This window comes from Janibacter anophelis NBRC 107843 (assembly GCF_001570945.1).
Taxonomy (GTDB): Bacteria; Actinomycetota; Actinomycetes; order Actinomycetales; family Dermatophilaceae; genus Janibacter; species Janibacter anophelis.
This window is the reverse complement of the sequence record NZ_BCSQ01000035.1, coordinates 1-26,213: the sequence shown is the minus strand read 5'-3', so window position 1 is coordinate 26,213 and position 26,213 is coordinate 1. Positions and strand designations below refer to the sequence as shown.

The window sequence follows — 26,213 nt, the reverse complement described above, 5'->3', positions numbered from 1 at the left end:
AACGCATCGAACGAAAGGGGCCCGCGTGGACACCCCGAAGAACCGCCCCCACCGCATCGACCCGCGTGACCGCGCCCAGCTCGCCGAGAGCCCCGTGAGCGCGCGCCGGGTCATCTCCTACTTCCGCCCCCACCGCTGGCAGGTCGCCGCGGTCGTGGCCCTCATCGTCGCCAGCTCGCTGATCTCGATGGCCTCCCCCTTCCTCCTGCGCATCGTCATCGACGACGCGCTCCCCCACCAGGACGTGCGCCTGCTCCTGCTCACCGTCGGCGGGATGCTGCTCGTGACGATCGCGACCGCCCTCATCGGCGTGCAGCAGACGTGGATCTCCACGCGCGTCGGCCAGGCCGTCATGCACCGGCTGCGCACCGACGTCTTCACCCACCTGCAGCGCCAGGCGATGAGCTTCTTCACCCGGACCCGCTCCGGCGAGATCCAGTCGCGCATCACCCAGGACGTCGCCGGCATGCAGTCGATCGTCACGAGCACCGCCGTCTCGATCGCCTCCAACCTCACGACCGCCGTCGCCACCGCCGTCGCCATGGTCGCCCTCAGCTGGCGGCTGTCCCTCTTCTCCCTCCTCGTCCTGCCGCCCGCGATCTGGACCACCCGCAAGGTGGCCCTCGCGCGGCGGGAGATCACCGCCCGCCGGCAGCGCCGCCTCGCCGACCTGCAGGCGCAGGTGAGCGAGGAGCTGTCCGTGAGCGGGGCGCTGCTGTCCAAGACCCTCGGCACCGCCGAGCGCGGCGCGCGCGCCTTCACCGAGACCTCGACCGACCTCGTCGGCCTCGAGGTGCGCTCCGAGCTCGCCGGGCGCTGGCGGATGGCGACGATGTCGATCGTCTTCGCCGCGATCCCGGCGCTGATCTACCTGGTCGCCGGGCTGCCCGCGACGGGCGGCGGCATGACGATCGGCACGATCATCGCCTTCACCACCCTGCAGGCGGGCATCTTCCGGCCGATCATGGGCCTGCTCAACGTCGGCGCCTCCTGGGTCGCCTCGATGGCCCTCTTCAGCCGGGTCTTCGGCTACCTCGACCTGCAGGCCGAGGTCGTGCCGCCGGCGCAGCCGGTCGAGCTCGACCCGCGCACCGTGCGCGGTGACGTGCGCATCGAGGGCGTCTCCTACGGCTACCCCGACACCGACCGGCTCGCCCTCGAGGACGTCGACGTGACCGTCCCCGCCGGCTCGCACCTCGCGCTCGTCGGCGCGACCGGCAGCGGCAAGTCGACCCTCGCGTCACTGCTCGTGCGCCTCGCCGACCCGACCTGCGGACGGATCACCATCGACGGCGTCGACCTGCGCGACCTCGACCCGCAGGTCCTCACCCGGGTCGTCGGCATCGTCACCCAGGAGACCTACCTGGCGCACGACACGATCCGCGCCAACCTGCTGCTCGCAGACCCCGACGCCGACGACGCCCGGCTGTGGCAGGCCCTCGCGACCGCCCAGGCCGCGGACCTCGTCGCGGCGCTGCCCGACGGACTCGACACGGTCGTCGGCGCCCGCGGGCACCGGTTCTCCGGCGGGGAGAAGCAGCGCATCGCCATCGCCCGCACCCTGCTGCGCGACCCGGCGGTCCTCGTGCTCGACGAGGCGACGAGTGCGCTCGACAACGACACCGAGCGGGAGCTGCAGACCGCGCTCGACGCCCTGGCGCGCGGCCGCACGACGATCACCATCGCCCACCGGCTCAGCACCATCGAGTCCGCCGACCAGATCCTCGTCCTGGCCTCCGGCCGGGTCGTGGAGCGCGGCGACCACGGTGCCCTGCTGCGGCAGGGCGGCGCCTACGCCCGGCTCGCCGGGCGGGACCTCGCACTCACCGCGTGAGGCGAGGCTCCCCCTTCGCCCGGTCGCTGGTGCCTCAGTCCTTCGTGAACTGGTCCTTGACCCGCGTCATGTCGTGGTGGTCCTTGGCGTACGCGTCCTCGTAGGTTGGCGCGGTGCCGCCGAGGCGCGCGGGGTGGTAGCGCAGCTCGTCGCCGGTGAGCGGCGGGTAGGCCGCGATCGTCTCGTCGAGCAGCTGCTTCATGACCTCGCGCAGGTGCTGGGTCACCTCGGCGACGTCGTCGTCGGGGCCGACGACGATCGGGTCGCCGATGGTGATGTGGATCGGGAACTTCGTCCGGCCGAGCCGCTTGGGCACGTCCTTGGTCCAGATGCGGTGCGCGCCCCAGACGATCGTCGGCAGGATCGGCACCCCGGCCTCCTGGGCCATCCGCGCCGAGCCCGACTTCAGCTCCTTGATCTCGAAGGACCGCGACATCGTCGCTTCGGGGTAGACCCCGACGACCTCGCCGGCCTTGAGCTTGTCGACGGCCTCGACGAAGGCACCCGCGCCCGCGTGCCGGTCCACCGGGATGTGCTTGAGGCCGGTCATGAAGAAGGCCGCGAGCTTGTGCTGCCAGATGGACTTCTTCGCCATGAAGCGGACCCACCGCTGGCTCTTGCGCGCACCCAGCCCGGCGAGGACGAAGTCGATGTAGCCGGTGTGGTTGATCGCCATGACCGCACCGCCCTTCTTCGGCACGTTGCGTTCCCCCTTGATCGTGAAGCGGTAGCCGTTGACGAGGAAGATGAGCCGGCCGAGGATGATCACGGCACGGTAGAGCGGTTCAGGACGACGCATGCCGCTCAGCCTACGGTCTCGTAGGGAGACCCGTCAGGTCGTGCCCGATTGGTCCGGTCACACCCGGCAATGGGAAGATCTGGCCCATGACCGCGCACTCCCCCGCCCCCGACGCCGCCCGAATCCCGGACCGTCCTTCGCTGGACGGCCTCGAGGACCGGTGGGGCGCCGTATGGCGCGAGCAGGACACCTACGCCTTCGACCGCGCAGGCGCCAAGGAGCAGGTCTTCTCCATCGACACCCCGCCGCCCACGGCGAGCGGCTCTCTGCACATGGGGCACGTCTTCAGCTACACGCACACCGACTGCATGGCCCGCTACAAGCGGATGCAGGGGTACAACGTCTTCTACCCGATCGGCTGGGACGACAACGGCCTGCCGACGGAGAAGCGGGTGCAGAACTACTACGGCGTGCGCGGTGACTCCTCGCTGCCGTACGACCCGGACTTCACGCCCCCCTTCGAGGGCACGACCAAGAGCATCAAGGCCGCCGATCAGGTCCCGATCAACCGGCAGAACTTCATCGAGCTGTGCGACGAGCTGACGGTCAAGGACGAGGAGGCCTTCGAGTCCCTCTTCCGCCGCCTCGGCTTCAGTCTCGACTGGAACATCCAGTACCGCACGATCGACGACCGCTCCCGGGCGACCGCGCAGACCGCCTTCCTGCGCAACCTCGCCCGCGGCGAGGCCTACACCGCCGAGGCGCCGGGCCTGTGGGACGTCACCTTCCAGACCGCGGTCGCCCAGGCCGAGCTCGAGGCGCGCGACTACCCGGGCGCCTACCACCGCGTCGCCTTCCACGGTGCCGACGGTCCGGTGCACATCGAGACGACGCGTCCCGAGCTGCTGCCGGCGTGCGTCGCCCTCATCGCCCACCCGGACGACGAGCGCTACCAGGGCCTCTTCGGGCAGACCGTCACCTCCCCGCTCTTCGGCGTCGAGGTGCCCGTCGTGGCCCACCCGGGCGCCGAGATGGACAAGGGCGCGGGCATCGCGATGTGCTGCACCTTCGGTGACCTCACGGACGTCATCTGGTGGCGCGAGCTGCAGCTGCCCACCCGCTCGATCGTCACCCGCGCCGGCCGGATCCTCAGCGAGACGCCGGAGTGGATCGTGAGCGAAGGGGGTGCCGCGGTCTTCGCGGACATGTCCGGCAAGACGGTCCACTCGGCCCGCGAGGTCGTCGTCGAGGCGCTGCGCGCCTCCGGGGACCTCGACGGTGAGCCGCAGAAGACCCAGCGCAAGGCCAACTTCTACGAGCGCGGCGAGAAGCCGCTGGAGATCGTCACCTCGCGCCAGTGGTACATCCGCAACGGTGGCCGCGACGCCGAGCTCAACCAGGCCCTGCAGGACCGCGGCGGCGAGATCGACTTCCACCCGGGCTTCATGCGCTCGCGTTACACCAACTGGGTCGCGGGGCTCAACGGCGACTGGCTCATCTCGCGGCAGCGCTTCTTCGGCATCCCGATCCCCGTCTGGTACGCGCTCGACGGCGACGGGCAGCCGCAGTACGACACCCCGCTCGTGCCGGGCGAGGAGCAGCTCCCGATCGACCCGATGACGCAGGTGCCGCAGGGCTACACCGAGGACCAGCGCGACCAGCCGGGCGGGTTCACCGGCGACCCCGACGTCATGGACACCTGGGCGACGTCGTCGCTGTCGCCGCAGATCGCCGGTGACTGGCTGGCCTCCGAGCGCGGTGAGAGCGACCTCTTCGACAAGGTCTTCCCGATGGACGTGCGCCCGCAGGCCCACGACATCATCCGCACCTGGCTCTTCGCGACCGTGGTGCGCGCGCACTTCGAGCACGGCACCGTGCCGTGGAAGAACGCGGCGATCTCCGGGTGGATCCTCGACCCCGACCGCAAGAAGATGAGCAAGTCCAAGGGCAATGTCGTCACGCCCGAGGACGTCGTCGTCGAGCACAGCGCCGACGCGGTGCGCTATTGGGCTGCCTCCGGGCGCCTGGGCACCGACGCCGCCTACGACACCGGGCAGATGAAGATCGGCCGCCGCCTGGCCATCAAGCTGCTCAACGCGAGCAAGTTCGCGCTCGGCTTCGGCGAGGTGGACGGGGATCTGCGCGCCGCCGTCACCAACCCGCTCGACCAGTCGATGCTCGCGGCGCTGCGCCAGGTGGTCGCCGAGGCCACCGCCGGCTTCGAGGCGTGGGACTACACCCGCAGTCTGTCGGTGACCGAGACCTTCTTCTGGACCTTCTGCGACGACTACATCGAGCTCGTCAAGGACCGCGCCCACGGTGGCGAGGGCCAGGACCCGGAGGGCACCGCCTCCGCCCGCGCGGCGCTGCGGCTGGCGCTCGATGCGCTGCTGCGCCTGCTCGCCCCGGTGCTGCCCTACGCCACCGAGGAGGTCTGGTCCTGGTGGAAGTCGGGCTCGGTGCACCGCGCCAGCTGGCCGACCGTCGACGAGCTGCCCGACGGCGGTGACGCCACCGTGCTCGGCGCGGTCGGCGAGGCGCTGAGCCAGGTGCGCAAGGCCAAGTCCGACGCCAAGGTCGGCATGCGCAGCGAGATCACCGCGGCGACCCTCGTGGCGCCGGCGGCCACGGCCGAGCTCGTGCGGGCGGGCGAGGCCGACCTGCGCGCGGCGGGCCGGCTCACCGGCAGCTTCGACTACGCCGTCGGCGACGAGGTGACGCTGACGGACGTCGAGCTCATCCCCTTCGTCAAGCCGCCGAAGAGCTGACCCGCGGCCACCCGCCGGTGGCCGGTCGGCTGCACGAGGATCCACGGCACCGACCAGCCACCCAGGGCAAGGCGGCGCTGCGCGAAGGCGTCCTCGTCGAGCAGTAGCACCGTGCCGCTCGCCGGCTCGTACACGTGCAGGGTGCTGCGCCGGTCCCCGGGCAGCACGAGCGTGACGTGGCGCGGCAGCCAGCGGTTGCCGACGTAGAGCACCGCCGGCTCCCCTTCGACGACGAGGTCGATCAGGCGGCGGTAGCGGGCGCGCAGGGACTCCTGCGAGTGGGCGCGCACCGACAGCATCCGGTAGCGGGTGCCGGCGCGCGCAGCGCCGTGCTCGAGCTCGTGCTTCAGGCCCCAGGGCGGCGTGCCGAGCAGCCGTGGCCAGCCGAGCGCGAGGCTGCCGCGCGGACCCCACCACCCGTTGGTGCGGGCGTGGACGGTGCGCTCCCACGCGGCGAAGCGCTCGGCCGGGCTGTCCCCTTCGGCACCGGGGACGGGTGAGCCCTCACCCGCGGTGATCCACCGGGCGAAGGGGGCGTCGACGAGCATCCGCGCGACGGTCGCGCACGCCGAGCCGCAGGTCGTCGGGCTCTGCTGGCGTGGCCCGGACGAGCCCTGCACGAGGCGGAAGGGCGCGCTCACGCTCCCATCCTGTCAGCCGTCGCCGCCCGGGGACACCCGTCAGGCGGAGCGCTTGTGCTTGCGCTTGCCGCTCTCCTCGTGCCGCACGATCGTCGGCAGCACGTTGTCGCGCACCGTCTCGGCGGTGACGACGATCTGCTTGATGCCGGCGTCGCTCGGGGTGTCGAACATGACGGGGAGGAGCACCTCCTCGAGGATCGCGCGCAGGCCGCGGGCGCCGGTGGCGCGGGAGATGGCCGAGTCGGCGATCGCCTCGAGCGCGTCGTCGGTGAACTCCAGCTCGACCCCGTCGATGGCGAACATCTTGCGGTACTGCTTGACGAGCGCGTTCTTCGGCTCGGAGAGGATCTGGACCAGGGCATCGCGGTCGAGGGGGTTGACCGTCGTGATGATCGGCAGGCGTCCGATGAACTCGGGGATGAGGCCGAACTTCATCAGGTCCTCGGGCATGACGTCGGTGATCGCCTCGGCGAGGTCGCTCGCCTTGTGCAGCTCGGAGCCGAAGCCCAGCCCCTTCTTGCCGACGCGGGACTCGATGATCTTCTCCAGTCCGGCGAAGGCACCCCCGACGATGAAGAGCACGTTGGTCGTGTCGATCTGGATGAACTCCTGGTGCGGGTGCTTGCGCCCGCCCTGCGGGGGCACCGACGCCGTCGTGCCCTCGAGGATCTTCAGCAGGGCCTGCTGGACACCCTCGCCGGAGACGTCGCGCGTGATCGAGGGGTTCTCCGACTTGCGGGCCACCTTGTCGATCTCGTCGATGTAGATGATCCCCTGCTCGGCCTTCTTCGTGTCGTAGTCGGCGGCCTGGATGAGCTTGAGGAGGATGTTTTCGACGTCCTCGCCGACGTAGCCGGCCTCGGTCAGGGCGGTCGCGTCCGCGATGGCGAAGGGGACGTTGAGCATCCGGGCCAGGGTCTGGGCGAGGTAGGTCTTGCCGCAGCCGGTCGGGCCGATGAGCAGGATGTTGGACTTGGCGATGTCGACGTGGTCCTCGTCGCGCTTGGCGGCGGCGCCCTCGTCGGCCTGGATGCGCTTGTAGTGGTTGTAGACGGCGACGGCCAGCGCCTTCTTCGCCTTGTCCTGACCGATGATGTACGTCTCGAGGAAGTCGTAGATCTCGCGCGGCTTGGGCAGCTCGTCGAGGCCGAGGTCACCGCCGTCGGTGAGCTCCTCCTCGATGATCTCGTTGCACAGGTCGATGCACTCGTCGCAGATGTAGACCCCGGGGCCGGCGATGAGCTTCTTCACCTGCTTCTGCGACTTGCCGCAGAAGGAGCACTTGAGCAGGTCGCCGCTCTCTCCGACTCGTGCCACGTCAGGTGTCCTCTCGATCCCGGGTCGGCCACTCGGGCCGCGTGCCTCGACGGTACCCAAACAGGTACCTCTCCTCCTCCATTGGACACCGAGCGAAGGGGGCGCGTCGCGCCGTTCCGCTGACAGCGGAACAGGTCAGCGCAACGGGTCAGCGGCCACCGTGGTGGCCCCGCCGCCGGACCAGCACGGCGAGACCTCCCAGGAGCACGGCGGCGCCACCGAGGAGCCACGGCAGCACGCCGAACCCGCTCTCGGTCACGACCTCGTCGGACGGGGGCGGTTCGCTGACGTCCACGCCCGCCGGTGTGCCCTGACCCAGCTCGGACTCGACCTGCTGCGCGGTGATCGGCCCGAGTCGGCCGTCGCCGGTGACGACCCGCCCGTCGCACAGGCCCGTCGTCCAGGTCTCGCCGGAGGCGCGGGCCAGCACGATCTGGGGGTCGTCCGAGAGCGTGGTCCCGCACTCGGCCTCGTCACGCTTGGTGCGGACCGTGACGACATCGTTCTGAGAGCCCTTCCACGAGCGCGTGACCGACAGCGTGTAGGTCCGCTCGCGTCCGGCCTCCGTCACGGCGGTCACCCGGCCCTCGACGACCAGGTCGGCGGCGGCGAGCTGCTCGGCCGGAGAGCCCCCGGTGCACGAGCAGGCGTGGGCGGCCGGCGCGGTGAGCACGGCCACGGGCAGGACCAGCAGGCAGGTCAGCAGCGTCATCAGCAGGCGTCTCATGCTCATCGGACGCAGCGCGTCACCGATCGGTTCCACGCGCCGGGCGACGAAGCCCCCGGAGCACGACGCAGGGCCCCGGGGATCCCGGGGCCCTGCGTCGTGGTCGCGCTCAGTCCTCCAGCGAGGCCTTGCGCGGGGTGAGCACCTCGTCGATGAGGCCGTAGTCCTTGGCCTCCTGCGCCGAGAGGATCTTGTCGCGCTCGATGTCCTCGCGGACCTCCTCGGGGCTCTTGCCCGAGTGCTTGGCCCAGGTCTCCTCGAGCCAGGTGCGCATGCGCAGCACCTCGTTGGCCTGGATCTCGATGTCCGAGGCCTGCCCGTACTCGCCGCCGGCGAGCGCCGGCTGGTGGATGAGCACCCGCGCGTTGGGCAGCGCGAAGCGCTTGCCCGGCGCACCGGCACCCAGGAGCACCGCGGCCGCGGAGGCGGCCTGGCCGATGACGAAGGTCTGGATGTCGGGGCGGATGTACTGCATCGTGTCGTAGATCGCCGTCATGGCGGTGAACGAACCGCCCGGGCTGTTGATGTACATGAGGATGTCGCGCTCGGGCTCCATCGACTCCAGCACGAGGAGCTGGGCGATGATGTCGTCGGCGGACGCGTCGTCGACCTGCACGCCGAGGAAGATGATCCGGTCCTCGAAGAGCTTGGTGTAGGGGTCCATCCGCTTCATGCCGTACGAGGTGCGCTCCTCGAAGTTCGGCAGGACGTAGCGGTTGGACGGCCCGGGGCGCAGGGGGGCCGAGCCCGGCTGGTGGGTGCGCAGCTGTGCGTCGAAGTTCATGGGGGTCTCTCCTGTGGCTCGCGGGTCGGGGCTCAGTCGCTGACGGGGTTGTCGTCCCCGCGGCCGGCCTGGTCGGAGCGCTCGAAGACGTGGTCGACGAAGCCGTACTCCTTGGCCTCCGCGGCACCGAACCAGCGGTCCCGGTCGGAGTCCTTGTGGATCTGCTCGACGGTCTGGCCGGTGTGCTCGGCGATGAGCTCGGCCATCTGCGTCTTGACGAAGAGCATCTGCTCGGCCTGGATCTTGATGTCGGAGGCCGTACCGCCGATGCCACCGGACGGCTGGTGCATCATCACGCGGGCGTGCGGCGTCGCGTACCGCTTGCCGTGGGTGCCGGCCGACAGCAGGAACTGGCCCATGGAGGCGGCCAGACCCATCGCGACGGTCGCGACGTCGTTGGGGATCCACTTCATCGTGTCGTAGATCGCCATGCCCGCGGAGATCGAGCCGCCCGGGCTGTTGATGTAGAGCCAGATGTCCTTCTCCGGGTCCTCGGCGGCGAGGAGGAGCATCTGGGCGCAGATGGCGTTGGCGTTGTCGTCACGCACGTCCGAGCCGAGGAAGATGATGCGCTCCTTGAGGAGGCGCTGGTAGATGTGGTCGTCGAGACCCATCCCGCCCTGCGGGCCGGCTGCGACGATCTCGCTGCTGTTGCTCACGCTCACTCGCTTCTCCGCCGTACGGCGGTTGCTCTCGTGGTTCACGACTTTCACTGACCCTAACGCCCGCTCCCCGCGCATGTTTCCCGCCTCCCACCAGTGTTCGCCCTGAGCGCAACACGTGGGACGAAGGGGGGCGGCTCACCCCTGCGGCGGCGTCACCATGAGCGCCAGCCCGGCGAAGCCCTCGAGCTCGACGAAGAACCCGTGCAGCTGGTCGACCTCGCCGACGGTGGACCCGTCACCCATGTCCATCAGGCGTGAGCCGGGCACGAGCGCCTCGCTGATGACGGTCCCGCTGATCGGCTCGCCGGAGAAGTTGAGCACCGTCACCTGCAGCTGCCCGGGCACCTGCTCGTACTCGTGGACCATGACGAGCATCGCGGGGTGCGCGACGTCGGGCACGTCGACCTGCCGGGTCGTCGCGATGGCGAAGTATCCGCGCAGGTGCAGCACGTCCTTCAGCCGCGAGACGAAGGAGCGCGGGTCCTCCAGCTGTGCGTCGATGGCGCCGTAGAGGGTCCGGGCCCGGGGCATCCCCGACGCCGAGGTCGTCGCCGTCGGGTCGGCGTCGAGCAGGTCGTAGGCCGGTCGGTGGATCCACCGGGTGTCGCCCTCGACGAGCAGCGACTCGATCTGCTGGGCCGGGACGGGCAGCGCCCCGACGAGGTCCCACCCCGAGAGGGCGAAGACCCCCGGCTGCAGCGCGTTGAACATCGCGAGCAGCAGGTGCGCCCGACGCACCCGCTCGACGTCGGCCTCGGTCAGGGCGTCGAGGTCGCGCAGCCCGAGGGCGGCGGTGACGACCGACGCGGTCGTCGAGGCGATGCCGTTCGTCGTGAAGACGAGGTTGTAGGGCGCGGCGTCGCCCGTGAGGGCCTCGGTGAGCTCCCGCCGGATCGTCTCGGCGAGCTGCTCCCCCTTCGTCATCTCCCCGCGGAAGGTGAACTCGTCGTCGCGGTGCCGGCTGGCGAAGTGGACGAGCTCGTAGGTCAGCTCGTCGTGGTTCTGCAGCGCGTGGACCAGGCCCGCGGCGTCGACGCCGAGCTCCATCGCCTGTCGCAGCGTGAGCCGGAGGAACTCGGTGTCGCCCGTCGCGAGCGCGTGGTGGTAGGCGGGCCGGTTGACGAAGTCGTAGGACAGGTCGGGGCCGCCGACCGCGGTGTCACGGATGTCCTCGATCGAGAGGTTGAGCTCCTGGAAGGTGAAGCCGCCGACCTTGCGCACCATCGAACCGATGAGCTGGTTGGCCGCCTGCGAGAGCGGGTGCCCCTCCGACCACGCCGGGCCGACCTCGTGGGTGCGCTCGACGCCGAGGAACCCGTTGGCGTCCAGCCGCAGCCCGCCGGACCCGAGGTCACCGAGGCTGTGCAGCGCGTCGCCGATGACCAGACGCATCCCGGCGAAGGTGGGGTCGAGCCAGTTGATCGACGGCTGGCCCTCCTTGAAGTAGTGCAGGTAGACCCAGCGTCGGGTCACGCCGTCGGGTCCGGTCACCGGTGAGGTCGCCGACCAGTTGGTGTCCTTGAGCCCCGGGACGTGGAAGATCACGCGCTGCAGCTCGCCGACGATGTGGCCGGCGTCGGCCAGGGCCGCCTCGGCCGCCTCGTCGAGGTTGACCGAGTCACGCCCCTCGGGCACGTCGGGCAGCAGGTGCCACTCGTCCGGCGGGATGGCGACCATGTGGTAGATCCCGGGGTAGTCGTCGACCCCCAGCTCGGCGAGTCGGAAGTCGGCCCCCTTGCCCGTGTGACCGGGGACGATGTCGTCGATGACCGTGCCCTCGTGCTCCGCGGCGATCCGGCACATCTCGCGGTAGTCGTCCTCGCTGCCGAAGAGCTCGTCGATCTGCGTGGCCACCCGGTCGAAGTGGCCGTCGACGCTCGGCGTCGGCGTCCATCCGCGCAGTCCTCCGGCGCGCTTGACCGGACCGGTGTGCAGGGCGTGGATGCCGATCCGCTCGAAGGTGCGCCACAGGTGCGGGTCGGCGAGCGCGGCGAGGAAGGAGCGCCCCGGCCGGGTGATCATCGAGATCGGGTAGGCGGTGAACCACACGGACGCGGTCTGCACCGCCGCGCGGGGATCGGGGCGGGCGTAGGGGTTCTGCCACATCGAGCCCAGGCCGCTGAACTGCCCGGCGATGTCCTTGGCGTCCTGCAGCATCGACTGCCCGCGCAGCCACTCGACGTAGACGGGGTTGGCGCCGACGGGCTCACCGGAGCGCACCTGCGCCGCCGACGGCGCCCCCTGCGGCCGCAGCCGCGCGCGGGTGCGCAGCGCCCGGGGCCGGGCGGGGAAGAAGATGTCGGCGAAGTTGGGCTCACCGGGGGCGTCGACCTCGAGGGCCTCCGACGGGTCGGGCTGGCTCATGCCCCAACGCTACGACGTCGGCTCGACCTGCGCTCCCCCGTCACCGGCCAGGCCCGCCGCGTCGCCGGTGGGCGTGGAGGCCAGGTGCTCCCTCGCCCAGCGCGGCACGACGAAGAGCGCCTGCGCCTCGGCCGTCACCCGGTCCTTGCCGTCACGGATCTCGCCGGCGGCGCGCACCTTCCACCCGTCACGCTCCACGACCCAGCCGCGGCAGGTCAGCTCCTGGCCGAGCGGCGTCGGACGGCGGTAGGTGGTGTCGAGCGTCGCGGTCATGCCCGGCAGGCCCAGTCGCGCGGGCACGGCCCCGAGGACCTGGTCGAGGACGGCCGCGACGATGCCGCCGTGGACGCACCCGGGAGGGCCCTCGTACGCGGCGCCGAGGGTGAAGGTGGCGTTGGCGCCCCCTTCGTCGTCCATCGTGAGCCGCAACGGCGGGGCGTGGGGGTTGCGCATGCCGAGCATGGCGTTGCCGTGGTCGCGCAGGCGGCCGTCGCTGTCGGTCTCGAGCCCGAGGGGCTCGTCCTGGGCCGTGGCGAGCAGGCGTCGGGTGAGGACGTCGACCTGCTCGGCGACCGCGACGAGCTCGTCGTCGGTGACCCGGGTGCGCAGGCAGGCGTCGGTGAGCGTCCGGATGCTCTCGGTCAGCGTCCGCTGGGCGCGCTCCGTCGCCGCCAGGGCCTCGGGGTCCTCGACGACGAAGGGGGAGATGAAGGCTCCGTCGGTCATGCGTCCTCCTCGAGATCTTCGCTGAACACTCGTTCAACGCGCATCCGCCTAGGGTAATGCGGGTTCAGGTCCGGCGTGCCGGTTCCCGGACCGCGGGGACGGCGAGCAGCGCCGGCAGGGCGAGCAGCCCGACGACGAGCAGCGAGCGCAGCACGCCCGTGCGGTCACCGATCATCCCGAGCAGCGGCGGGCCGACGATGAAGGCGAGGTAGCCGATCGTCGAGACGACCGACAGGCGCGCTGCGGCGCGGGCGGGGTCGTCGGCGGCGGCGCTCATCCCGGTCGGGAATCCGAGGCTGGCGCCGATCCCCCACAGCACGACCCCGACGAAGGCCATCGCCGTGGTGCCGAGGACGACGAGCAGCGAGCCGGCGACCGCGAGGGCGAAGAGCACCCGCAGCACCGGCACCCGGCCGTAGCGGTCGAGCAGCCGCACCCCGAGCAGCCGACCGGCCGTCATGGCGGCGAGGAAGGTCGCGAAGGCCAGCACCCCGATCTCCTCGGGCTGGTCGTGGCCCTCGGTGACGGCCAGGGCGATCCAGTCGTTGGCCGTGCCCTCCGTCAGCGCCGCGACGAGCACGACGAGCCCGATGACGAGGGTGCGCGGCTCGAGCCAGGCGCTGCCGTGCGGCTCAGCCACGGCTGCCCCGTCGGAGACCTCCTGCGCGCGGGGCAGGAATCCGCGCGGCGCCCACAGCCCGAGGACGAGGGCCAGCGCCGCGGCCCCCGCGAGGTGGGCGAGCACGGGGACGTCGAGCCGGACCAGACCGGCGGCGACGAGCGCCCCCAGCACCGTGCCGCCGGAGAAGAGGGCGTGGAAGACGGGCATGATCGTGCGGCCGAGGGCCTGCTCGACGGCGGCACCCTCGTGGTTCATCGCGACGTCCCACAGCGAGATGCCGACCGCGATGACGAAGATCGCGACGGCCGTGGCGGTCACGTCCGCGGCGACGTCGACGGCCAGACCGAGGCCGAGCAACCCCAGCGCCGCGACGACCACCCCGAGCATCACCGTGCGGGTCGCGCCGACCGCGGTGATCACCCGTCCGGCGAAGGGCAGCGAGACCACCGAGCCGAGCGCGCCGACGAGCAGGGTGCGCCCCAGCGACCCAGGGGTCAGCTCGAGCTGCTCGCGGAGCGCGGGGATGCGCGAGACCCACGAGGCGAAGGCGAACCCGCTGACGGCGAAGGTCGCCAGCACGGCGGTGCGGGCGGTGGTCGCGTGCTGCACGTGGCCTCCTCGGGTGTGGTCGGTGCTCTGGGACGACGCGAAGGGGGGATCGTCACCGCGCGGTGACGATCCCCCCTTCGTCGGGGTGGTGCGGGTCAGGCCTTGTCGGCCTCGACGGTCTCCGCCTCGGGAGCCTCGGTGGTCTCGGCCTCGGACTCGGTGGTCTCGACCGCGTCGTCGTCGAGCTCCTCGACGTCACCGGGACGCTCGGACTCGGGGACGATGTCGTCGAGGTCGATCGCGTTGCCGTCGGCGTCGACGATCTTGGCCTTGTCGAGCGCGGCGGCGAGCGCCTTGCGGCGGGCGACCTCGGCGATCATGCCCTGGACCTGACCCTGCTGGTCGAGCAGCTGGGCGAACTGGTTGGGGTCCATGCCGTACTGCTGCGACTGCATGACGAGGTACTCGATGAGCTCGTTCTGGCCGACCTCGACCTGCTCGGCCTCCGCGAGGGAGTCGAGGAGGAACTGGGTCGTGAGCGTCTTGCGGGTCGACTCGTCGACCTCCGCGCGGTGCTCGTCGTCCTCGAGGCGCCCCTCCTGCTCGAGGTGCTGGTGGATCTCGGCCTCGATGATGCTCTCGGGCAGCGGGATCTCGGTGTTGTCGAGCAGGTGGTCGAGGACCTTGTCGCGGGCCTGGATGCCCTGCTCGAACTTCTTGGCCTGCTCGGCCTGCTTGGCCAGGTCCGCACGCAGCTCGTCGGCGGTGTCGAACTCGCTGGCCATCTGGGCGAAGTCGTCGTCGACCTCGGGCAGCTCGCGGACCTTGACCGACTGGACGGTCACGGTGCAGTCGGCGGTCTGACCGGCCTGGTCGCCACCGGCGAGCGGGGCCTGGAAGTCCTTGGTCTCGCCCTGGGACATGCCGACGAGCGCGTCGTCGAGGCCCTCGAGCATGTTGCCGGAGCCGACCTCGTAGGAGACGCCCTCGACCGCATCGACGGGCTCGCCGTCGAGGTCGGCCTTGAGGTCGATGGAGACGAAGTCGCCGGACTCGACCGCGCGGTCGACACCGACGAGGGTGCCGAAGCGCTCGCGCAGCTCGGTGAGCTTGGCCTCGACGTCGGCGTCGGTGACCTCGAGGTTGTCGACCTGGATCTCGATGCCGTCGTAGTCGGGCAGGGTGATCTCGGGGCGCACGTCGACCTCGACGGTGAACTTCAGCTCCTCACCGTCGGCCATCGGCACCTCGGTGATGTCGACCTCGGGCTGACCGATCGGGCTGACGCCGGTCTCGTCGACGGCCTTGCCGAAGAACTCGGGGAGCGCCTCGTTGACGGCCTCCTGGATGACGGCACCCTTGCCGACGCGCTGCTCGATGATGCGAGCGGGCACCTTGCCCTGGCGGAACCCGGGGACCTGGATCTGGCTCCCGATGGACTTCAGGGCCGCGTCGACGTGCGGCTGGAGCTCCTCGCTCGGGACCTCGACGGTCAGCTTGACCCGGGTCGGGCTGAGGTTCTCGACGGCACTCTTCACTGCAGGCACTCCACACGATCTGGACGACGAAGGGGGGCGTGTCCCGTGATATCGCGACACGAGGGGCCACTCTATCCGCTGACCGCCCCACGGCCGAATGCGCGGCTACGTTGGCCTGATGAGCACCGCGCCGCCGACCTCCGTCCAGTCCCGACTCCAGGCCCAACGGGTCCTCGCCTTCGCCGTCATCAGCGCGCTGCCGGTCTTCGCGGTCGTCCTCGTCCTCGTCCTCGGCCTGGAGGACTACCCCTCCCCCGTCGTCGCCGGCGTCCTCTTCCTGCTCAACCTGCTCGCCTTCGGCGTCGCGGAGATGATCGGCTACCGGACCCCGGCGATCGCGCCCGGTGCGGAGCCGTCGCGCGCGCTCGACGAGGGGCTCGTGGCGATGCAGCAGACGATGATCCTGCGCTTCGCGATCACGGAGGCCCCGGCGATCCTCGCGCTGGCCTGGGCCTTCGTCGAGGGCACGGCATGGGTCTACATCGTCTCCGGTTTCTGGGCCCTGATGTCGATGGTGTGGCACGTGTGGCCCTCGCGCCGGATCGCGACGAAGCTCGAGCGCAGCCTCGACCGCGAGGGCGGCCGTTCCGGCCTGGCGTCCGCCGTGGGCGGCTGACCGGCATGGCCGACGACCCGCTCGAGGACTTCACGCGCGAGGGCTTCCACGCCGACGGCGTCGACCACACCGTGGTGCGCTCGGGCAGCGGACCCGCCGTCATCGTCATCGCCGAGTTCCCGGGCATCACCCCCGAGGTGGCGCGCTTCGCGCGGAGGGTCCGGGACCTGGGCTGCACTGTGGTCCTGCCGGAGCTCTTCGGCACCTCCGGGCGGGACGTCCACCCCGACGCCCACGGCCGGCTCGGCATGGTCACCCACGGGGCGCGCGTGGCCGGGCAGATCTGCGTCAGCCGCGAGTTCACCCTCTTCGCCGTGGGCCGCACCTCGCCGGTCATCCCGTGGCTGCGGGCCCTGGCCCGGCACGAGCACGAACGGTGCGGTGGCCCGGGCGTCGGTGCCGTCGGCATGTGCCTCACCGGAGGCTTCGCCCTCGCGATGGCGACGGACGAGGTCGTCGTGGCGCCGGTCCTCTCGCAGCCCTCCCTCCCCCTTCCCCTCGGACGGCGAAGGGCGGAGGTCACCGACATCTCCGACGAGGACCTGGCGGTGGTCGAGCAGCGGTGCGGCGCCGGCCTGCAGGTCGTCGGGACGCGGTTCCGCGGGGACCGCGTCTCGCCCGGCGCGCGCTTCGAGACGCTGCGTCGTCGGCTGGGCGACGCCTTCGTCGCCATCGAGCTCGACGACGACGCGGCCAACCCGGACGGGATCGGTCCCCCGCACTCGGTGCTCACCGAGCACCTCGTCGACCGGGAGGGGACGCCGACCCGGGCTGCCCTGGACCGCGTCCTGGACCTCTTCCGCGAGCGGCTGCTGGCCTGAGGGCCGAGGTCAGTCCTCGGGCACCAGTGAGACGAGGGTCAGGTCCCCGTCGACCTGCGTCTTGTCGGTCACGACCTCGACCCGGTCACCGCGCACGGTGAAGAGCGCGATCGCCGCTCCCCCATGCATCTGCACGAAGTCCTCGTGGGTGAACTGCTCGGTCAGGGAGGTCCGCTTCACCTGCATCCGGCCGGCGCGCTCGTCGAGCTCCTCGTGGGTCGGCGCCGGGGCGAAGGGGGTGCGTGCCGTCAGGTGTGAGGCGGTCAGCGTGCGGTCGCTGCCCAAGCCCTCCACCGGGGCCGGCTGCAGCTGGAAGGTGTGCGCGCGGCCGAGGACGTGGGCGAACTCGCGGGCGGCCGTGGCATTGCGCTCGTCACCATCGGTGACGGCGACGAGCGTCTTCATCCCCGCCAGGTCGAGGTCGCGCACGGCGTAGTCGCTGAGGATGTTGGCCCGCTCCACCCGCACGCCGGCCATCCGGGCACGGGAGATCTCCGCCCGGTCGTCGGAGATGAGCAGCACGGGAACACCGAGCTCGTCGAGGACCGCCGCGACCCGGACGGCCCACTCCGGGGCCCCGGCGAAGACCACGCCCTGCGGCGATGTCGAGGCGAGCCCGAGCCGCTCGGCGAGGCGGCCGACACCGAGCCCGTACACGGCCACGGTCGCGACGATGACGATGAAGACGAGGGGCACCATCCGCTCGGCCTCGTGGGCGAGCAGCTCGAGCTCGGCGGCGTGCTCCGGGTCGGCGACGCCCTCGGCGGCGTGGGACAGCTCGAGGGCGAAGACGCTCGTCACCGCGGCCGCGACGATGCCGCGCGGCGCCATGAAGGTGAGCAGCCGTCGCTCCTGCGTCGTCACGCCCGACCGGAGCAGTCCGAGCGCGACGCTCACCGGCCGCACGACGAGGACGAGCGCGAGGACGAACAGCCCTGCGGTCGGGGCGATGTCGACGACCTGATCCGGGGTGACGCGGCCGGCGAGGATGACGAAGAGCATGCCGACGAGCAGCACCTGCAGGTGCTCCTTGAACTCCGTGACGTGCTCGAGGTGCAGGTTGGGCCGGTTGGCGAGGAAGATCCCGAGGAGGGTGACCGTGAGCAGCCCGCTCTCGGCCTGGATGAGGTTGGACAGGGCGAGCGCACCGACGGCCGCGGCGAGGAAGACGGCGCCATGGAGGAAGTCCGGCACCCAGCGACGCTTGATCGCCACCTCGAGCACCAAGCCCAGGACGAGCGCGATGACGGTCGCGACGACGATCGTCGTCGCGAGGGTCCGCAGCACGGCGACCAAGGGGTCGGACGCGGCCCCGGCGAGCACGGCCTGAAAGACGAGGACCGCCAGCACCGCCCCGATCGGGTCGACGACGATGCCCTCCCAACGCAGCAGCGCCGAGACCCGGCGGGTCGGGCGCAGCTGGCGCAGGATCGGTGCGATGACGGTCGGGCCGGTCACGACGAGGATCGCCCCGACGAGCAGCGCGACCTCGAGCGGGAACCCGAGGAACCAGCCGGTCAGGGTGATGAGCAACCAGGCGAGCGCGACGGTCACCGAGCACAGTCGCAGGATCGGCCGGCGCAGGTCGCGGATGTCGTGCAGCCGCAGCGACAGGCTGCCCTCGAAGAGGATGATGCCGACGGCCAGCCCCACCCCACCGAAGAGGACGTCCCGCCCGAGGACCTCGTCGGGGGTCACCAGCTGGCCGAGCCCGAAGCCGACGAGCAGCAGGACGAGGATCGAGGGGATGCGGACCGCCCACGCGAGCACCTGGCACAGCACCGCCAGTGCGGTGACGAGGGCCAGGTAGCTGGCCGGGTCCAGGTCCGAGATCACGGGCACAGCCTGCCAGCCGATCACCGGACGGTTCGACGTGTCGGGGTAGCCGGATTCGAACCGACGACCTTCCGCTCCCAAAGCGGACGCGCTACCAACCTGCGCCATACCCCGCGCGGCCCCGATTGTGTACGGGTCGCGAGCGGGGTCTAGGCTAGCCCCTGCTCAACCGCCCGGCCGCACCGGCTGATCGGCGAGCACGCGGGTGTAGCTCAATGGTAGAGCCCCAGTCTTCCAAACTGGCTACGCGGGTTCGATTCCCGTCACCCGCTCCGAATTCCTTCGCTCGGCCTTCCCTGCCGAGGCAACCTCCTCCTCCCTTCGCGCGTCTGTCTTGGTGTGACGTCGACGACGACGCCATCCGGCGGGCGAGAGCCCGGGACGAAGGGGACGGGATCATGGGAGCACGACGAGTCTGGGGACGTGCCGGTCTCGGTGCGGTCGCGGCGGCAGGGGCACTGCTGCTGAGCGCGCCGGCGGCGACCCCCGCATCCACGGCCACGCCGTACTGCGGCATCCGGTGGGGATCACTGCCGAAGGTGAGTGGCTCGGGGTACAGCCTGGGCACCATCGACGACGTGCGCTCCGGCCGGCACGGCTGCTACGACCGACTGGTCATCGACATCGACAGCCCACGGCGTGCGGTCTCCTACGACGTGCGCTACGTCGGCTCCGTGCACGAGGACGGCAGCGGCAGGGTCGTCCCGCTCCGGGGTGGCGCCGACGTGCAGATCGTGGTGCGCACGCCCGCGTACGACGAGGACTACGGCCCGACGTACGAGCCGGCCAACCGACGTGAGCTGGTCAACACCTCGGGCTACTCGACCTTCCGCCAAGTGGCGTGGGCCGGCAGCTTCGAGGGGCAGACGACGATCGGTCTGGGCACCCGGGCGCGGCTGCCCATGCGGGTCTTCGTGCTCGACGGTCCCGGGGACGACGCCCGACTGGTCATCGACGTGGCCCACCGTTGGTGACCCTGACCGCCGGCCGCGGGTGCGACGAGGCCCGGGTCAGCCGCGCTGGGTGATCCGGAATTCGTGGATCTCCCGGCCGGCGGCCCGGCCCTTGTCCTCGAAGCCGGCGCTGGGCCGCCAGGCGGGTCGCTCGCCCTCGACGACCGCGACGTCGGGGTGGGCCGCGAGCTGCTCGCGCACGTGCTCGGCGTAGGCCGCGTGGTCGGTTGCCACGAGCAGGTGCCCACCGGGGCGCAGACGGTGCAGGACCATGTCGAGCGTGTCCTGCTGGACGAAGCGGCGCTTGGCGTGACGGGCCTTGGGCCACGGGTCGGGGAAGAACAGGTGCACGGCCTCGAGCTGGTCGGGCCCGACGCACTCCAAGAGGTACTCGATCGCGTCACCGCGGTGGGTGCGCAGGTTGTCGAGGCCCTCCTCCTCCGCACGGTCCATCATCGTGGCGACGCCCGGCACGTGGACCTCCGCGGCGATGACGCCGTGGTGCGGATGCTGCTGGGCGTAGGCCACCGCGGCCTCGCCGTAGCCGGACCCGATCTCGAGGACCACCGGCAGGTCCGCGCCGAAGACCGCGACCGGGTCGAGCGGCACCGTCGGCACCGCGTAGCGCGGCAGCAGCTCCTCCATGAGCGCCTCGACCCGCGGTGACATGCGCCAGCGCGGGGTGAAGGTGCGCACCGTCGCCCGGTGCCGACCGTCCGCGGTGAGCGGGGTGTCGGTCATCGGCAGTTTGTGCGGGTGGGGCTCTGAGGGGGTCACGGCCGACAGGATACGTCCGCTCAGTCGCGCCAGATGAGCACGGCCGCGCGGTCGTCGTCCTCCCCGGCCCGGCCGTCGGCGACCAGGCGCTTGACCAGGCCGGAGAAGCCGTGTGCCCCCCGGGCCTCGGCCACACCCAGCATCCAGTCGATGCCGTCGTCGAGGTCACGGGCGCGGGACTCGATGATGCCGTCGGTGTAGATGAGCAGGGCGTCGCCGCGCTGGAGCACCGTGCGCACCTGCGGGTACTCGGCGTGGGGTGTCAGACCCAGGGCCGGCCCACGGACCTCGTCGAGCGCCGACCACCGCCCGCAGCCGGCGTCGTAGTGCATGGCCGGCGGGTGCCCCGCGGAGGCCACCGTGGCCTCCCCCGTCGTCATGTCGAGGCACACGTGCACCGCCGTGGCGAAGCCCTCGTCCCAGCCGTCGCGCTCGAGGAAGTCGTTGGCCATGGGCAGCACGTGCTCGGGCTCGGTCGACCCGATGACACCACCCAGGGCGCCGGCCAGGACGAGCGCGCGGGTGCCGGCCTCCTGCCCCTTGCCGCTGACATCGGAGAGGACGACCTCGAGGGTGCTGCCGCAGCGGCTGCGCGAGGTGACGTTGAAGTCGCCGGCGAAGGCATTGCCGTGGGCAGTGGCGAAGGAACGCTCGGCGTGCCACCCCCGCGGCAGGGTCGGGATGTCGCCCATCTTGAGCAGTCGGGTGCGCAGGTCGCCGAGCATCCGGTTGCCGGCGAAGGCCGCCGCCCCGTGGTGCGAGCGGGATGCCGCGAGCGCGTACATCAGCGCGAGCGAGATGAGCAGTGGCAGGTTGCGGGTGATGCCCTCGTCGGTCGCCAGCGAGGAGAAGCCGACGTAGGCGAGCACGAGGCCGAAGACGACACGCACCTCACCGATGGGGCAGAGCATCGTGACGACGAGGCACGGCGGCACGAGGGAGACGACGGGGACAGCCGTCGGCCACAGGTGGTGGGCCCCGGCCAGCGCCGCGACGGCCACGATGACGACGGCGAGCAGCGCGCCGCCCTCGAGTGCGGGCATGGTGCGCGGCAGCCAGCGTCGCTCGGCCCACGAGGGGAACCGGCTGGGCAGGATGGCTGACAAGCGTGCTCTCCCCCGTCGGTCGTCACGTCACCTCGTGGTGTCGCTGACCGCACGATATGCACGAACTTGCCCACCTGGGAAGGGTCTGTGACCAAGGCGAGACCCTCGAAGTCCCCGCAGACCCCTCCCCGGGTGGTATTGATCACGCCGCTCAGGGCAGCGGCGGGACCGTCCCGTCGGCCTCGAAGGCGCTCACCATGTCGATGCGGCGCTGGTGGCGCTCCTCGCCGGTGAACTCGGTCTCGAGGAAGACGCGCACCATCTCCTTGGACTCCTCGACCGGCTGCATCCGCCCACCCATGGAGATGATCTGCGCGTCGTTGTGCTCACGGGCCAGCCGGGCGAGCTCTGCGTTGTAGCACAGGGCTGCTCGGATGCCCGCGACCTTGTTGGCCGCCATCTGCTCGCCGTTGCCGGAGCCGCCGAGGACGATGCCGCGGCTGCCCGGGTCGGCAGCGACGGCCTGCGCGGCGCGGATGACGAAGACCGGGTAGTCGTCGACGGCGTCGTACTCGAAGGGGCCGTGGTCGACGACCTCGTGGCCCTCGTCGGCGAGGAAGGTGAGCAGCTCCTGGTGGAGCTCGAAGGCGGCGTGGTCGCCACCGATGTGGACGCGCAAGGAAGTGCCTCTCAGTCGAAGATGGGTTCGCGGGTGCGGGTGCGCTTGAGCTCGAAGAAGCCGTCGGTGCCGGCCACGAGGACACAGCCGTCGAAGAGCTTGCCGGCGGCCTCCCCCTTCGGCGCGGGCGAGACGACGGGGCCGAAGAAGGCGACGCCCTCGACCGAGATCACCGGGGTGCCCACGTCGTCGCCGACGAGGTCGATCGCGCGGTCGTGGCTCTCGCGCAGGAAGGCGTCGTGCTCGTCGGTGTCGGCGGCCTCGATGAGCTCGGCGGGCAGTCCGACCTCGGCGAGCGCGGCGGCCGTGGCGGCGCGGAAGTCCTTTTCGCCCTGCAGGTGCAGGCGGGTGCCGATCGCGTCGTAGAGCGGCTTGGTGACCTCGTCGCCGTGCGCCGTGCGCGCGGCGGCGATGACCCGGACGGGGGCCCAGCCGCGGTCCATCATCTCGCGGTACTCCTCGGGCAGGTCACGCCCCTCGTTGAGCACGCTCAGGCTCATCTGCGACCAGGTGACCTCGATGTCCCTGACCTGCTCGACCTCCATGAGCCAACGGCTGGTCATCCAGGCCCACGGGCACAGCGGGTCGAACCACATCTCCACGGGTGTCTGCGTCATGGCTCCATCGTCGCAGACGCCCACGACGCCCTGTGACAGCATGAGCGAAAACGACCGATGCGAAGGAGCAGCACGTGCCCGGGAAGAACCTCACCCGTGAGGAGGCCGCCGCTCGGGCGGCCGTCGTCACCGTCGACCGCCACGAGATCACCCTCGACCTGACGACCTCGGACACGACCTTCGCCACGACGAGCACCATCCACTTCACGGCGAAGGGGGGCGCCGCCACCTTCGTCGACTTCATCGGGGAGTCCGTGGAGTCGGTCGTCCTCAACGGCACCGAGCTCGACGCCGCCGCGATCTTCGCCGACCACCGGGTCCAGCTCGACGGCCTCGCCGAGGACAACACGGTGACGATCCGCGCGACGGGTCGGTACATGAACACCGGCGAGGGGCTGCACCGCTTCGTCGACCCGGTCGACGGCGAGGTCTACCTGTACACGCAGTTCGAGGTGCCCGACAGCCGCCGCATGTACCCGGTCTTCGAGCAGCCCGACCTCAAGGCGAGCTTCACCCTGACCGTCACCGCGCCCGCGCACTGGCAGGTCATCGGCAACTCCCCCACCCCGGAGCCGACGCCGGTCGACGGCCGGGACGGGGTGGCGACATGGGCGTTCGCGCCGACGGAGCGGATGAGCAGCTACATCACCGCGCTCGTCGCCGGCCCCTACGACGTCGTGCGCGACTCGCTCACCTCGCGGGACAAGGAGGTGCCCCTGGGCATCTTCTGCCGCAAGTCGCTCACGCAGTACCTCGACGCCGACAACCTCTTCGCGCTGACCAAGGCGGGGTTCGCCTTCTTCGAGGAGGAGTTCGACCGCGCCTACCCGTTCACCAAGTACGACCAGGTCTTCACGCCGGAGTACAACATGGGCGCGATGGAGAACGCGGGCTGCGTGACCTTCCACGAGATGTACGTCTTCCGCTCCAAGGTGCCGGACGCCCTCGTCGAGCGTCGCGCCCTCACCGTGCTGCACGAGCTGGCCCACATGTGGTTCGGCAACCTCGTGACGATGAAGTGGTGGAACGACCTGTGGCTCAACGAGTCCTTCGCCGAGTGGGCCTCCACCACCTGCCAGGCCGAGGCCACCGAGTGGACCGACGCGTGGACGACCTTCTGCACCCACGAGAAGGCCTGGGCCTACCGCCAGGACCAGCTGAGCTCCACGCACCCGATCGTCGCCCCGATCCGCGACCTCGACGACGTGGAGGTCAACTTCGACGGGATCACGTACGCGAAGGGGGCGTCCGTCCTCAAGCAGCTCGTCGCCTATGTCGGTCGTGAGCCCTTCCGCGACGGCCTGCGGGCGTACTTCGCCCAGCACGCCTGGGGCAACACGACGCTCGACGACCTGCTCGACGAGCTCGAGGCGACGTCGGGCCGCGACCTGCGCGCGTGGTCGAAGCTGTGGCTCGAGACCGCGGGCGTCAACACCCTGCGTCCGCTCGTCGAGGTCGACGACCGCGGCAACTACGTCGACGCCGTGATCGAGCAGACCTTCGCCGAGGGCTTCGAGACGGTGCGGCCGCACCGTCTCGCTGTGGGCCTGTACGACCTCGTCGACGGCACGCTGCAGCGTCGTGAGCGCATCGAGGTCGACGTCGAGGGCGAGCGGACCCCCCTTCCGCAGCTCGTCGGCCAGCGCCAGCCCGACCTGCTGCTGCTCAACGACGACGACCTCACCTACGCCAAGCTGCGTCTCGACGAGCGTTCCCTCGCAACGCTGCTCGCCCACCCGACGGCTTTCGCCGAGTCGCTGCCGGCGTCGCTGGCCTTGGCCTCTGCGTGGGACATGACGCGCGACGGCGAGATGGCTGCGCGCGCCTACGTCGAGCTCGTCCTGCCTGTCCTCGATGGGCTGTCGGACTCGGTGCTGCTGCGGGCCCTCATCGGCCAGGTGACGACCGCGGTCATGACGTACAGCGCCCCTGCGCACCGCGAGGAGGCACGTCGTCAGGTCGTCGCGCACCTCGCCGACCTGGCGCGCCGCGCGGCCCCCGGCAGCGACGCCCAGCTGCAGCTCGTCACCGGGCACTGCGGGCTGCTCGCCCCGGGCGACGACACGTCCTTCGTCGCCGGGCTGCTCGACGGCAGCGCGTCGCTCGAGGGGCTGGCCGTCGACACCGACATGCGCTGGACGCTGCTCACCGGGCTCGCGGCTGCCGGCGAGGCCGACGCCGACGCCATCGCGCAGGAGGCGAAGGGGGACAACACGGCCACCGGTCGCGAGCGGGCGGCGCGTGCCGCCGCGAGCATCCCGACGCCCGAGGCCAAGGAGGCCGCGTGGCAGGCCGGTGTCGTCGCGACGGACACCCCCAACTCGGTCGTCGACGCGCACGGGCTCGGCTTCGGCCGGACCAACGACCCGGCGCTGCTCACCCCCTTCGTCGAGCGGTACCACGGGATGCTCGAGGAGGTGTGGGCCGCGCGGACGCACGCCATCGCGGAGGGCATCGTCATCGGCTTCTACCCGATGGCGCTCGCCGGTCAGGAGCTGCTCGCCGCCACCCAGGCATGGCTCGACGAGCACCCGGAGGCCCCGGCGGGCCTGCGGCGCACCGTCGCCGAGAGCCGGGACGCGGTCGTGCGTGCAGTTGCCGCTCAGGAGCGTGACGCAGACTCGGTCGGATGATCGACATGTCCCAGTTGCTCGCCCTCGACCTCACGTGGGAGTCGACTCTCGACTGGCTCCTCGGTGCGCCGCTGAAGATCGTCGTCACGCTCGTCGTGGCGGTGGTCGCGCGGTGGCTGGCCCACCGGGCCATCACCAAGGCCGTCGAGGCGTCGATCGCGCGCAGCGAGGCGTCCCGGGAGAAGCGCGACCACAAGCGTGCCCAGGGCAAGCCGGCGCTGGTCGCGAGCGAGCGGTACCGGCAGCGCACCCTGACGATGGGGTCGCTCCTGCGCAGCATCGCGACCATCGCCATCGCGACGGTGACCGCGCTGACGGTGATGGCGCTGCTCGGCATCCCGCTGGCCCCGCTGCTCGCGTCCGCCGGTGTCGGTGGTGTGGCCCTCGGTTTCGGTGCGCAGGCGCTCGTGCGGGACTACCTCTCGGGCATCTTCATGATCCTCGAGGACCAGTACGGGGTCGGCGACTTCATCGACACCGGTGAGGCCGTCGGCACAGTCGAGGAGATCACGCTGCGGGTGACGCGGCTGCGCGACCTCGACGGGGTGGTCTGGTACGTGCGCAACGGCGAGATCATCCGGATCGGCAACCGCAGCCAGGGCTGGTCGACGGTCATGGTCGACCTGCCCTTCTCCTACCAGGAGGACGTCGACCGGGTCATCGGGATCATCACCGATGCCGTCTCCCGGATGAAGGACGATGAGCACTGGGGCGAGGTCCTGCGCGAGACCCCGTCCGTGCTCGGCGTGGAGACGATCACGGCCGGCACGGTGACGGTGCGGGTCTTCGCCACGTCCACCCCCAATGAGAACTGGGGCATCCAGCGCGAGATCCGTCGTCGGGTCAAGGAGGCCTTCGACCGCGAGGGCATCGCCGGTCCCCCGCTCCCCCTCGGCGGCAACGGGCAGCACCAGATCTGAGGCGCGCGCGCTGCGACCATCCTGACCTACCGGGGCGCTAG

General features: G+C 71.1%; 22 protein-coding genes and 2 tRNA genes. 8 read left to right on the top strand and 16 right to left on the bottom strand.

The annotated features are described in order from the left end of the window. Positions 1 to 25 precede the first annotated feature (25 nt). A complete protein-coding gene (locus JAN01S_RS10465; protein ID WP_068317699.1) occupies positions 26 to 1,834 on the top strand; it encodes an ABC transporter ATP-binding protein in 1,809 nt (602 codons plus the stop codon). A gap of 34 nt (positions 1,835 to 1,868) precedes the next feature. Here the strand turns inward: JAN01S_RS10465 and JAN01S_RS10460 are convergent, their stop codons facing one another. Beyond that, the gene (locus JAN01S_RS10460; protein WP_068317692.1) at positions 1,869 to 2,633 is read right to left on the bottom strand and encodes a lysophospholipid acyltransferase family protein; all 765 of its coding nucleotides are present in this window, start codon (positions 2,631 to 2,633) and stop codon (positions 1,869 to 1,871) included. An 86-nt stretch (positions 2,634 to 2,719) separates the two neighbouring features. Between JAN01S_RS10460 and valS the strand changes: the two genes are divergently transcribed. Then, positions 2,720 to 5,341: a valine--tRNA ligase gene (gene valS / locus JAN01S_RS10455; protein ID WP_068317689.1), complete on the top strand. Its 2,622-nt coding sequence runs from the start codon at positions 2,720 to 2,722 to the stop codon at positions 5,339 to 5,341. On the opposite strand, the gene JAN01S_RS10450 is transcribed toward valS, so the two are convergent. From JAN01S_RS10450 to tig, 9 genes are all read right to left on the bottom strand, one after another. Then, positions 5,269 to 5,982 (bottom strand): hypothetical protein, encoded by a 714-nt coding sequence (locus JAN01S_RS10450; RefSeq protein WP_240312495.1) that lies wholly within the window; start codon positions 5,980 to 5,982, stop codon positions 5,269 to 5,271. The genes valS and JAN01S_RS10450 overlap by 73 nt on opposite strands. 39 nt (positions 5,983 to 6,021) lie before the next feature. Beyond that, on the bottom strand, positions 6,022 to 7,299 hold the full coding sequence (clpX, locus tag JAN01S_RS10445; RefSeq protein WP_068317685.1) for an ATP-dependent Clp protease ATP-binding subunit ClpX: 1,278 nt from the start codon (positions 7,297 to 7,299) through the stop codon (positions 6,022 to 6,024). A gap of 148 nt (positions 7,300 to 7,447) precedes the next feature. Further along, the gene (locus JAN01S_RS10440; protein WP_157075701.1) at positions 7,448 to 8,032 is read right to left on the bottom strand and encodes a hypothetical protein; all 585 of its coding nucleotides are present in this window, start codon (positions 8,030 to 8,032) and stop codon (positions 7,448 to 7,450) included. Between the two features lie 103 nt (positions 8,033 to 8,135). Continuing rightward, positions 8,136 to 8,810, bottom strand: a complete 675-nt coding sequence (locus tag JAN01S_RS10435; RefSeq protein ID WP_068317674.1) for an ATP-dependent Clp protease proteolytic subunit — start codon at positions 8,808 to 8,810, stop codon at positions 8,136 to 8,138. Positions 8,811 to 8,842: 32 nt separating this feature from the next. Further along, positions 8,843 to 9,424: an ATP-dependent Clp protease proteolytic subunit gene (locus JAN01S_RS10430; RefSeq protein ID WP_068317731.1), complete on the bottom strand. Its 582-nt coding sequence runs from the start codon at positions 9,422 to 9,424 to the stop codon at positions 8,843 to 8,845. Between the two features lie 186 nt (positions 9,425 to 9,610). Continuing rightward, on the bottom strand, positions 9,611 to 11,839 hold the full coding sequence (gene treS, locus JAN01S_RS10425; protein WP_068317670.1) for a maltose alpha-D-glucosyltransferase: 2,229 nt from the start codon (positions 11,837 to 11,839) through the stop codon (positions 9,611 to 9,613). 9 nt (positions 11,840 to 11,848) lie between these two features. After that, the gene (locus JAN01S_RS10420; RefSeq protein ID WP_068317668.1) at positions 11,849 to 12,565 is read right to left on the bottom strand and encodes a PaaI family thioesterase; all 717 of its coding nucleotides are present in this window, start codon (positions 12,563 to 12,565) and stop codon (positions 11,849 to 11,851) included. Between the two features lie 64 nt (positions 12,566 to 12,629). Next, complete coding sequence (locus tag JAN01S_RS10415; protein ID WP_068317665.1) at positions 12,630 to 13,796, bottom strand: MFS transporter; 1,167 nt, start codon at positions 13,794 to 13,796, stop codon at positions 12,630 to 12,632. 95 nt (positions 13,797 to 13,891) lie between these two features. Continuing rightward, positions 13,892 to 15,274, bottom strand: a complete 1,383-nt coding sequence (gene tig / locus JAN01S_RS10410) for a trigger factor (RefSeq protein ID WP_068317659.1) — start codon at positions 15,272 to 15,274, stop codon at positions 13,892 to 13,894. Positions 15,275 to 15,392: 118 nt separating this feature from the next. On the opposite strand from tig, the gene JAN01S_RS10405 reads away from it, so the two are divergent. Continuing rightward, the gene (locus tag JAN01S_RS10405) at positions 15,393 to 15,890 is read left to right on the top strand and encodes a hypothetical protein (RefSeq protein ID WP_157075700.1); all 498 of its coding nucleotides are present in this window, start codon (positions 15,393 to 15,395) and stop codon (positions 15,888 to 15,890) included. A gap of 5 nt (positions 15,891 to 15,895) precedes the next feature. After that, a complete protein-coding gene (locus tag JAN01S_RS10400) occupies positions 15,896 to 16,711 on the top strand; it encodes a dienelactone hydrolase family protein (protein WP_068317654.1) in 816 nt (271 codons plus the stop codon). A 9-nt stretch (positions 16,712 to 16,720) separates the two neighbouring features. Here the strand turns inward: JAN01S_RS10400 and JAN01S_RS10395 are convergent, their stop codons facing one another. Beyond that, on the bottom strand, positions 16,721 to 18,547 hold the full coding sequence (locus JAN01S_RS10395) for a cation:proton antiporter (RefSeq protein WP_169797212.1): 1,827 nt from the start codon (positions 18,545 to 18,547) through the stop codon (positions 16,721 to 16,723). Positions 18,548 to 18,587: 40 nt separating this feature from the next. After that, positions 18,588 to 18,661: transfer RNA gene (locus tag JAN01S_RS10390), tRNA-Pro, on the bottom strand. 87 nt (positions 18,662 to 18,748) lie between these two features. Between JAN01S_RS10390 and JAN01S_RS10385 the strand changes: the two genes are divergently transcribed. Together JAN01S_RS10385 and JAN01S_RS10380 are read left to right on the top strand one after the other, a co-directional pair. Beyond that, positions 18,749 to 18,819: transfer RNA gene (locus tag JAN01S_RS10385), tRNA-Gly, on the top strand. Positions 18,820 to 18,945: 126 nt separating this feature from the next. Then, positions 18,946 to 19,521, top strand: coding sequence for an AMIN-like domain-containing (lipo)protein (locus JAN01S_RS10380; RefSeq protein ID WP_068317652.1), 576 nt, complete (start codon positions 18,946 to 18,948; stop codon positions 19,519 to 19,521). A 36-nt stretch (positions 19,522 to 19,557) separates the two neighbouring features. Here JAN01S_RS10380 and trmB read toward each other — a convergent pair whose 3' ends face one another. The 4 genes from trmB to JAN01S_RS10360 all read right to left on the bottom strand — a co-directional run bounded on the left by trmB (position 19,558) and on the right by JAN01S_RS10360 (position 22,619). Then, the gene (trmB, locus tag JAN01S_RS10375; RefSeq protein ID WP_084360168.1) at positions 19,558 to 20,277 is read right to left on the bottom strand and encodes a tRNA (guanosine(46)-N7)-methyltransferase TrmB; all 720 of its coding nucleotides are present in this window, start codon (positions 20,275 to 20,277) and stop codon (positions 19,558 to 19,560) included. A gap of 20 nt (positions 20,278 to 20,297) precedes the next feature. Further along, a complete protein-coding gene (locus JAN01S_RS10370; RefSeq protein WP_068317648.1) occupies positions 20,298 to 21,383 on the bottom strand; it encodes a PP2C family protein-serine/threonine phosphatase in 1,086 nt (361 codons plus the stop codon). A gap of 151 nt (positions 21,384 to 21,534) precedes the next feature. Beyond that, complete coding sequence (locus JAN01S_RS10365; RefSeq protein WP_068317646.1) at positions 21,535 to 22,002, bottom strand: ribose-5-phosphate isomerase; 468 nt, start codon at positions 22,000 to 22,002, stop codon at positions 21,535 to 21,537. Between the two features lie 11 nt (positions 22,003 to 22,013). Next, the gene (locus JAN01S_RS10360) at positions 22,014 to 22,619 is read right to left on the bottom strand and encodes a mycothiol-dependent nitroreductase Rv2466c family protein (RefSeq protein ID WP_068317641.1); all 606 of its coding nucleotides are present in this window, start codon (positions 22,617 to 22,619) and stop codon (positions 22,014 to 22,016) included. Positions 22,620 to 22,693: 74 nt separating this feature from the next. On the opposite strand from JAN01S_RS10360, the gene pepN reads away from it, so the two are divergent. Further along, a complete protein-coding gene (pepN, locus tag JAN01S_RS10355) occupies positions 22,694 to 25,252 on the top strand; it encodes an aminopeptidase N (RefSeq protein WP_068317637.1) in 2,559 nt (852 codons plus the stop codon). Continuing rightward, positions 25,249 to 26,172 carry a mechanosensitive ion channel family protein gene (locus JAN01S_RS10350; protein ID WP_068317634.1) on the top strand — a complete coding sequence of 308 codons (924 nt, stop codon included), beginning with the start codon at positions 25,249 to 25,251 and terminating at the stop codon, positions 26,170 to 26,172. Before pepN ends, JAN01S_RS10350 begins: the two co-directional genes overlap by 4 nt. The last annotated feature ends 41 nt before the right edge of the window (positions 26,173 to 26,213 follow it).

Bases quoted from the DNA above. Each gene is read 5' to 3' on its own strand.
- JAN01S_RS10435 (WP_068317674.1), bottom strand. From the start codon at position 8,810: ATGAACTTCGACGCACAGCTGCGCACCCACCAGCCGGGCTCGGCCCCC.
- JAN01S_RS10460 (WP_068317692.1), bottom strand. From the start codon at position 2,633: ATGCGTCGTCCTGAACCGCTCTACCGTGCCGTGATCATCCTCGGCCGG.
- JAN01S_RS10360 (WP_068317641.1), bottom strand. From the start codon at position 22,619: ATGACGCAGACACCCGTGGAGATGTGGTTCGACCCGCTGTGCCCGTGG.
- JAN01S_RS10430 (WP_068317731.1), bottom strand. From the start codon at position 9,424: ATGGGTCTCGACGACCACATCTACCAGCGCCTCCTCAAGGAGCGCATC.
- JAN01S_RS10400 (WP_068317654.1), top strand. From the start codon at position 15,896: ATGGCCGACGACCCGCTCGAGGACTTCACGCGCGAGGGCTTCCACGCC.
- JAN01S_RS10380 (WP_068317652.1), top strand. From the start codon at position 18,946: ATGGGAGCACGACGAGTCTGGGGACGTGCCGGTCTCGGTGCGGTCGCG.
- treS (WP_068317670.1), bottom strand. From the start codon at position 11,839: ATGAGCCAGCCCGACCCGTCGGAGGCCCTCGAGGTCGACGCCCCCGGT.
- JAN01S_RS10405 (WP_157075700.1), top strand. From the start codon at position 15,393: ATGAGCACCGCGCCGCCGACCTCCGTCCAGTCCCGACTCCAGGCCCAA.
- JAN01S_RS10420 (WP_068317668.1), bottom strand. From the start codon at position 12,565: ATGACCGACGGAGCCTTCATCTCCCCCTTCGTCGTCGAGGACCCCGAG.
- valS (WP_068317689.1), top strand. From the start codon at position 2,720: ATGACCGCGCACTCCCCCGCCCCCGACGCCGCCCGAATCCCGGACCGT.
- JAN01S_RS10440 (WP_157075701.1), bottom strand. From the start codon at position 8,032: ATGAGCATGAGACGCCTGCTGATGACGCTGCTGACCTGCCTGCTGGTC.
- JAN01S_RS10350 (WP_068317634.1), top strand. From the start codon at position 25,249: ATGATCGACATGTCCCAGTTGCTCGCCCTCGACCTCACGTGGGAGTCG.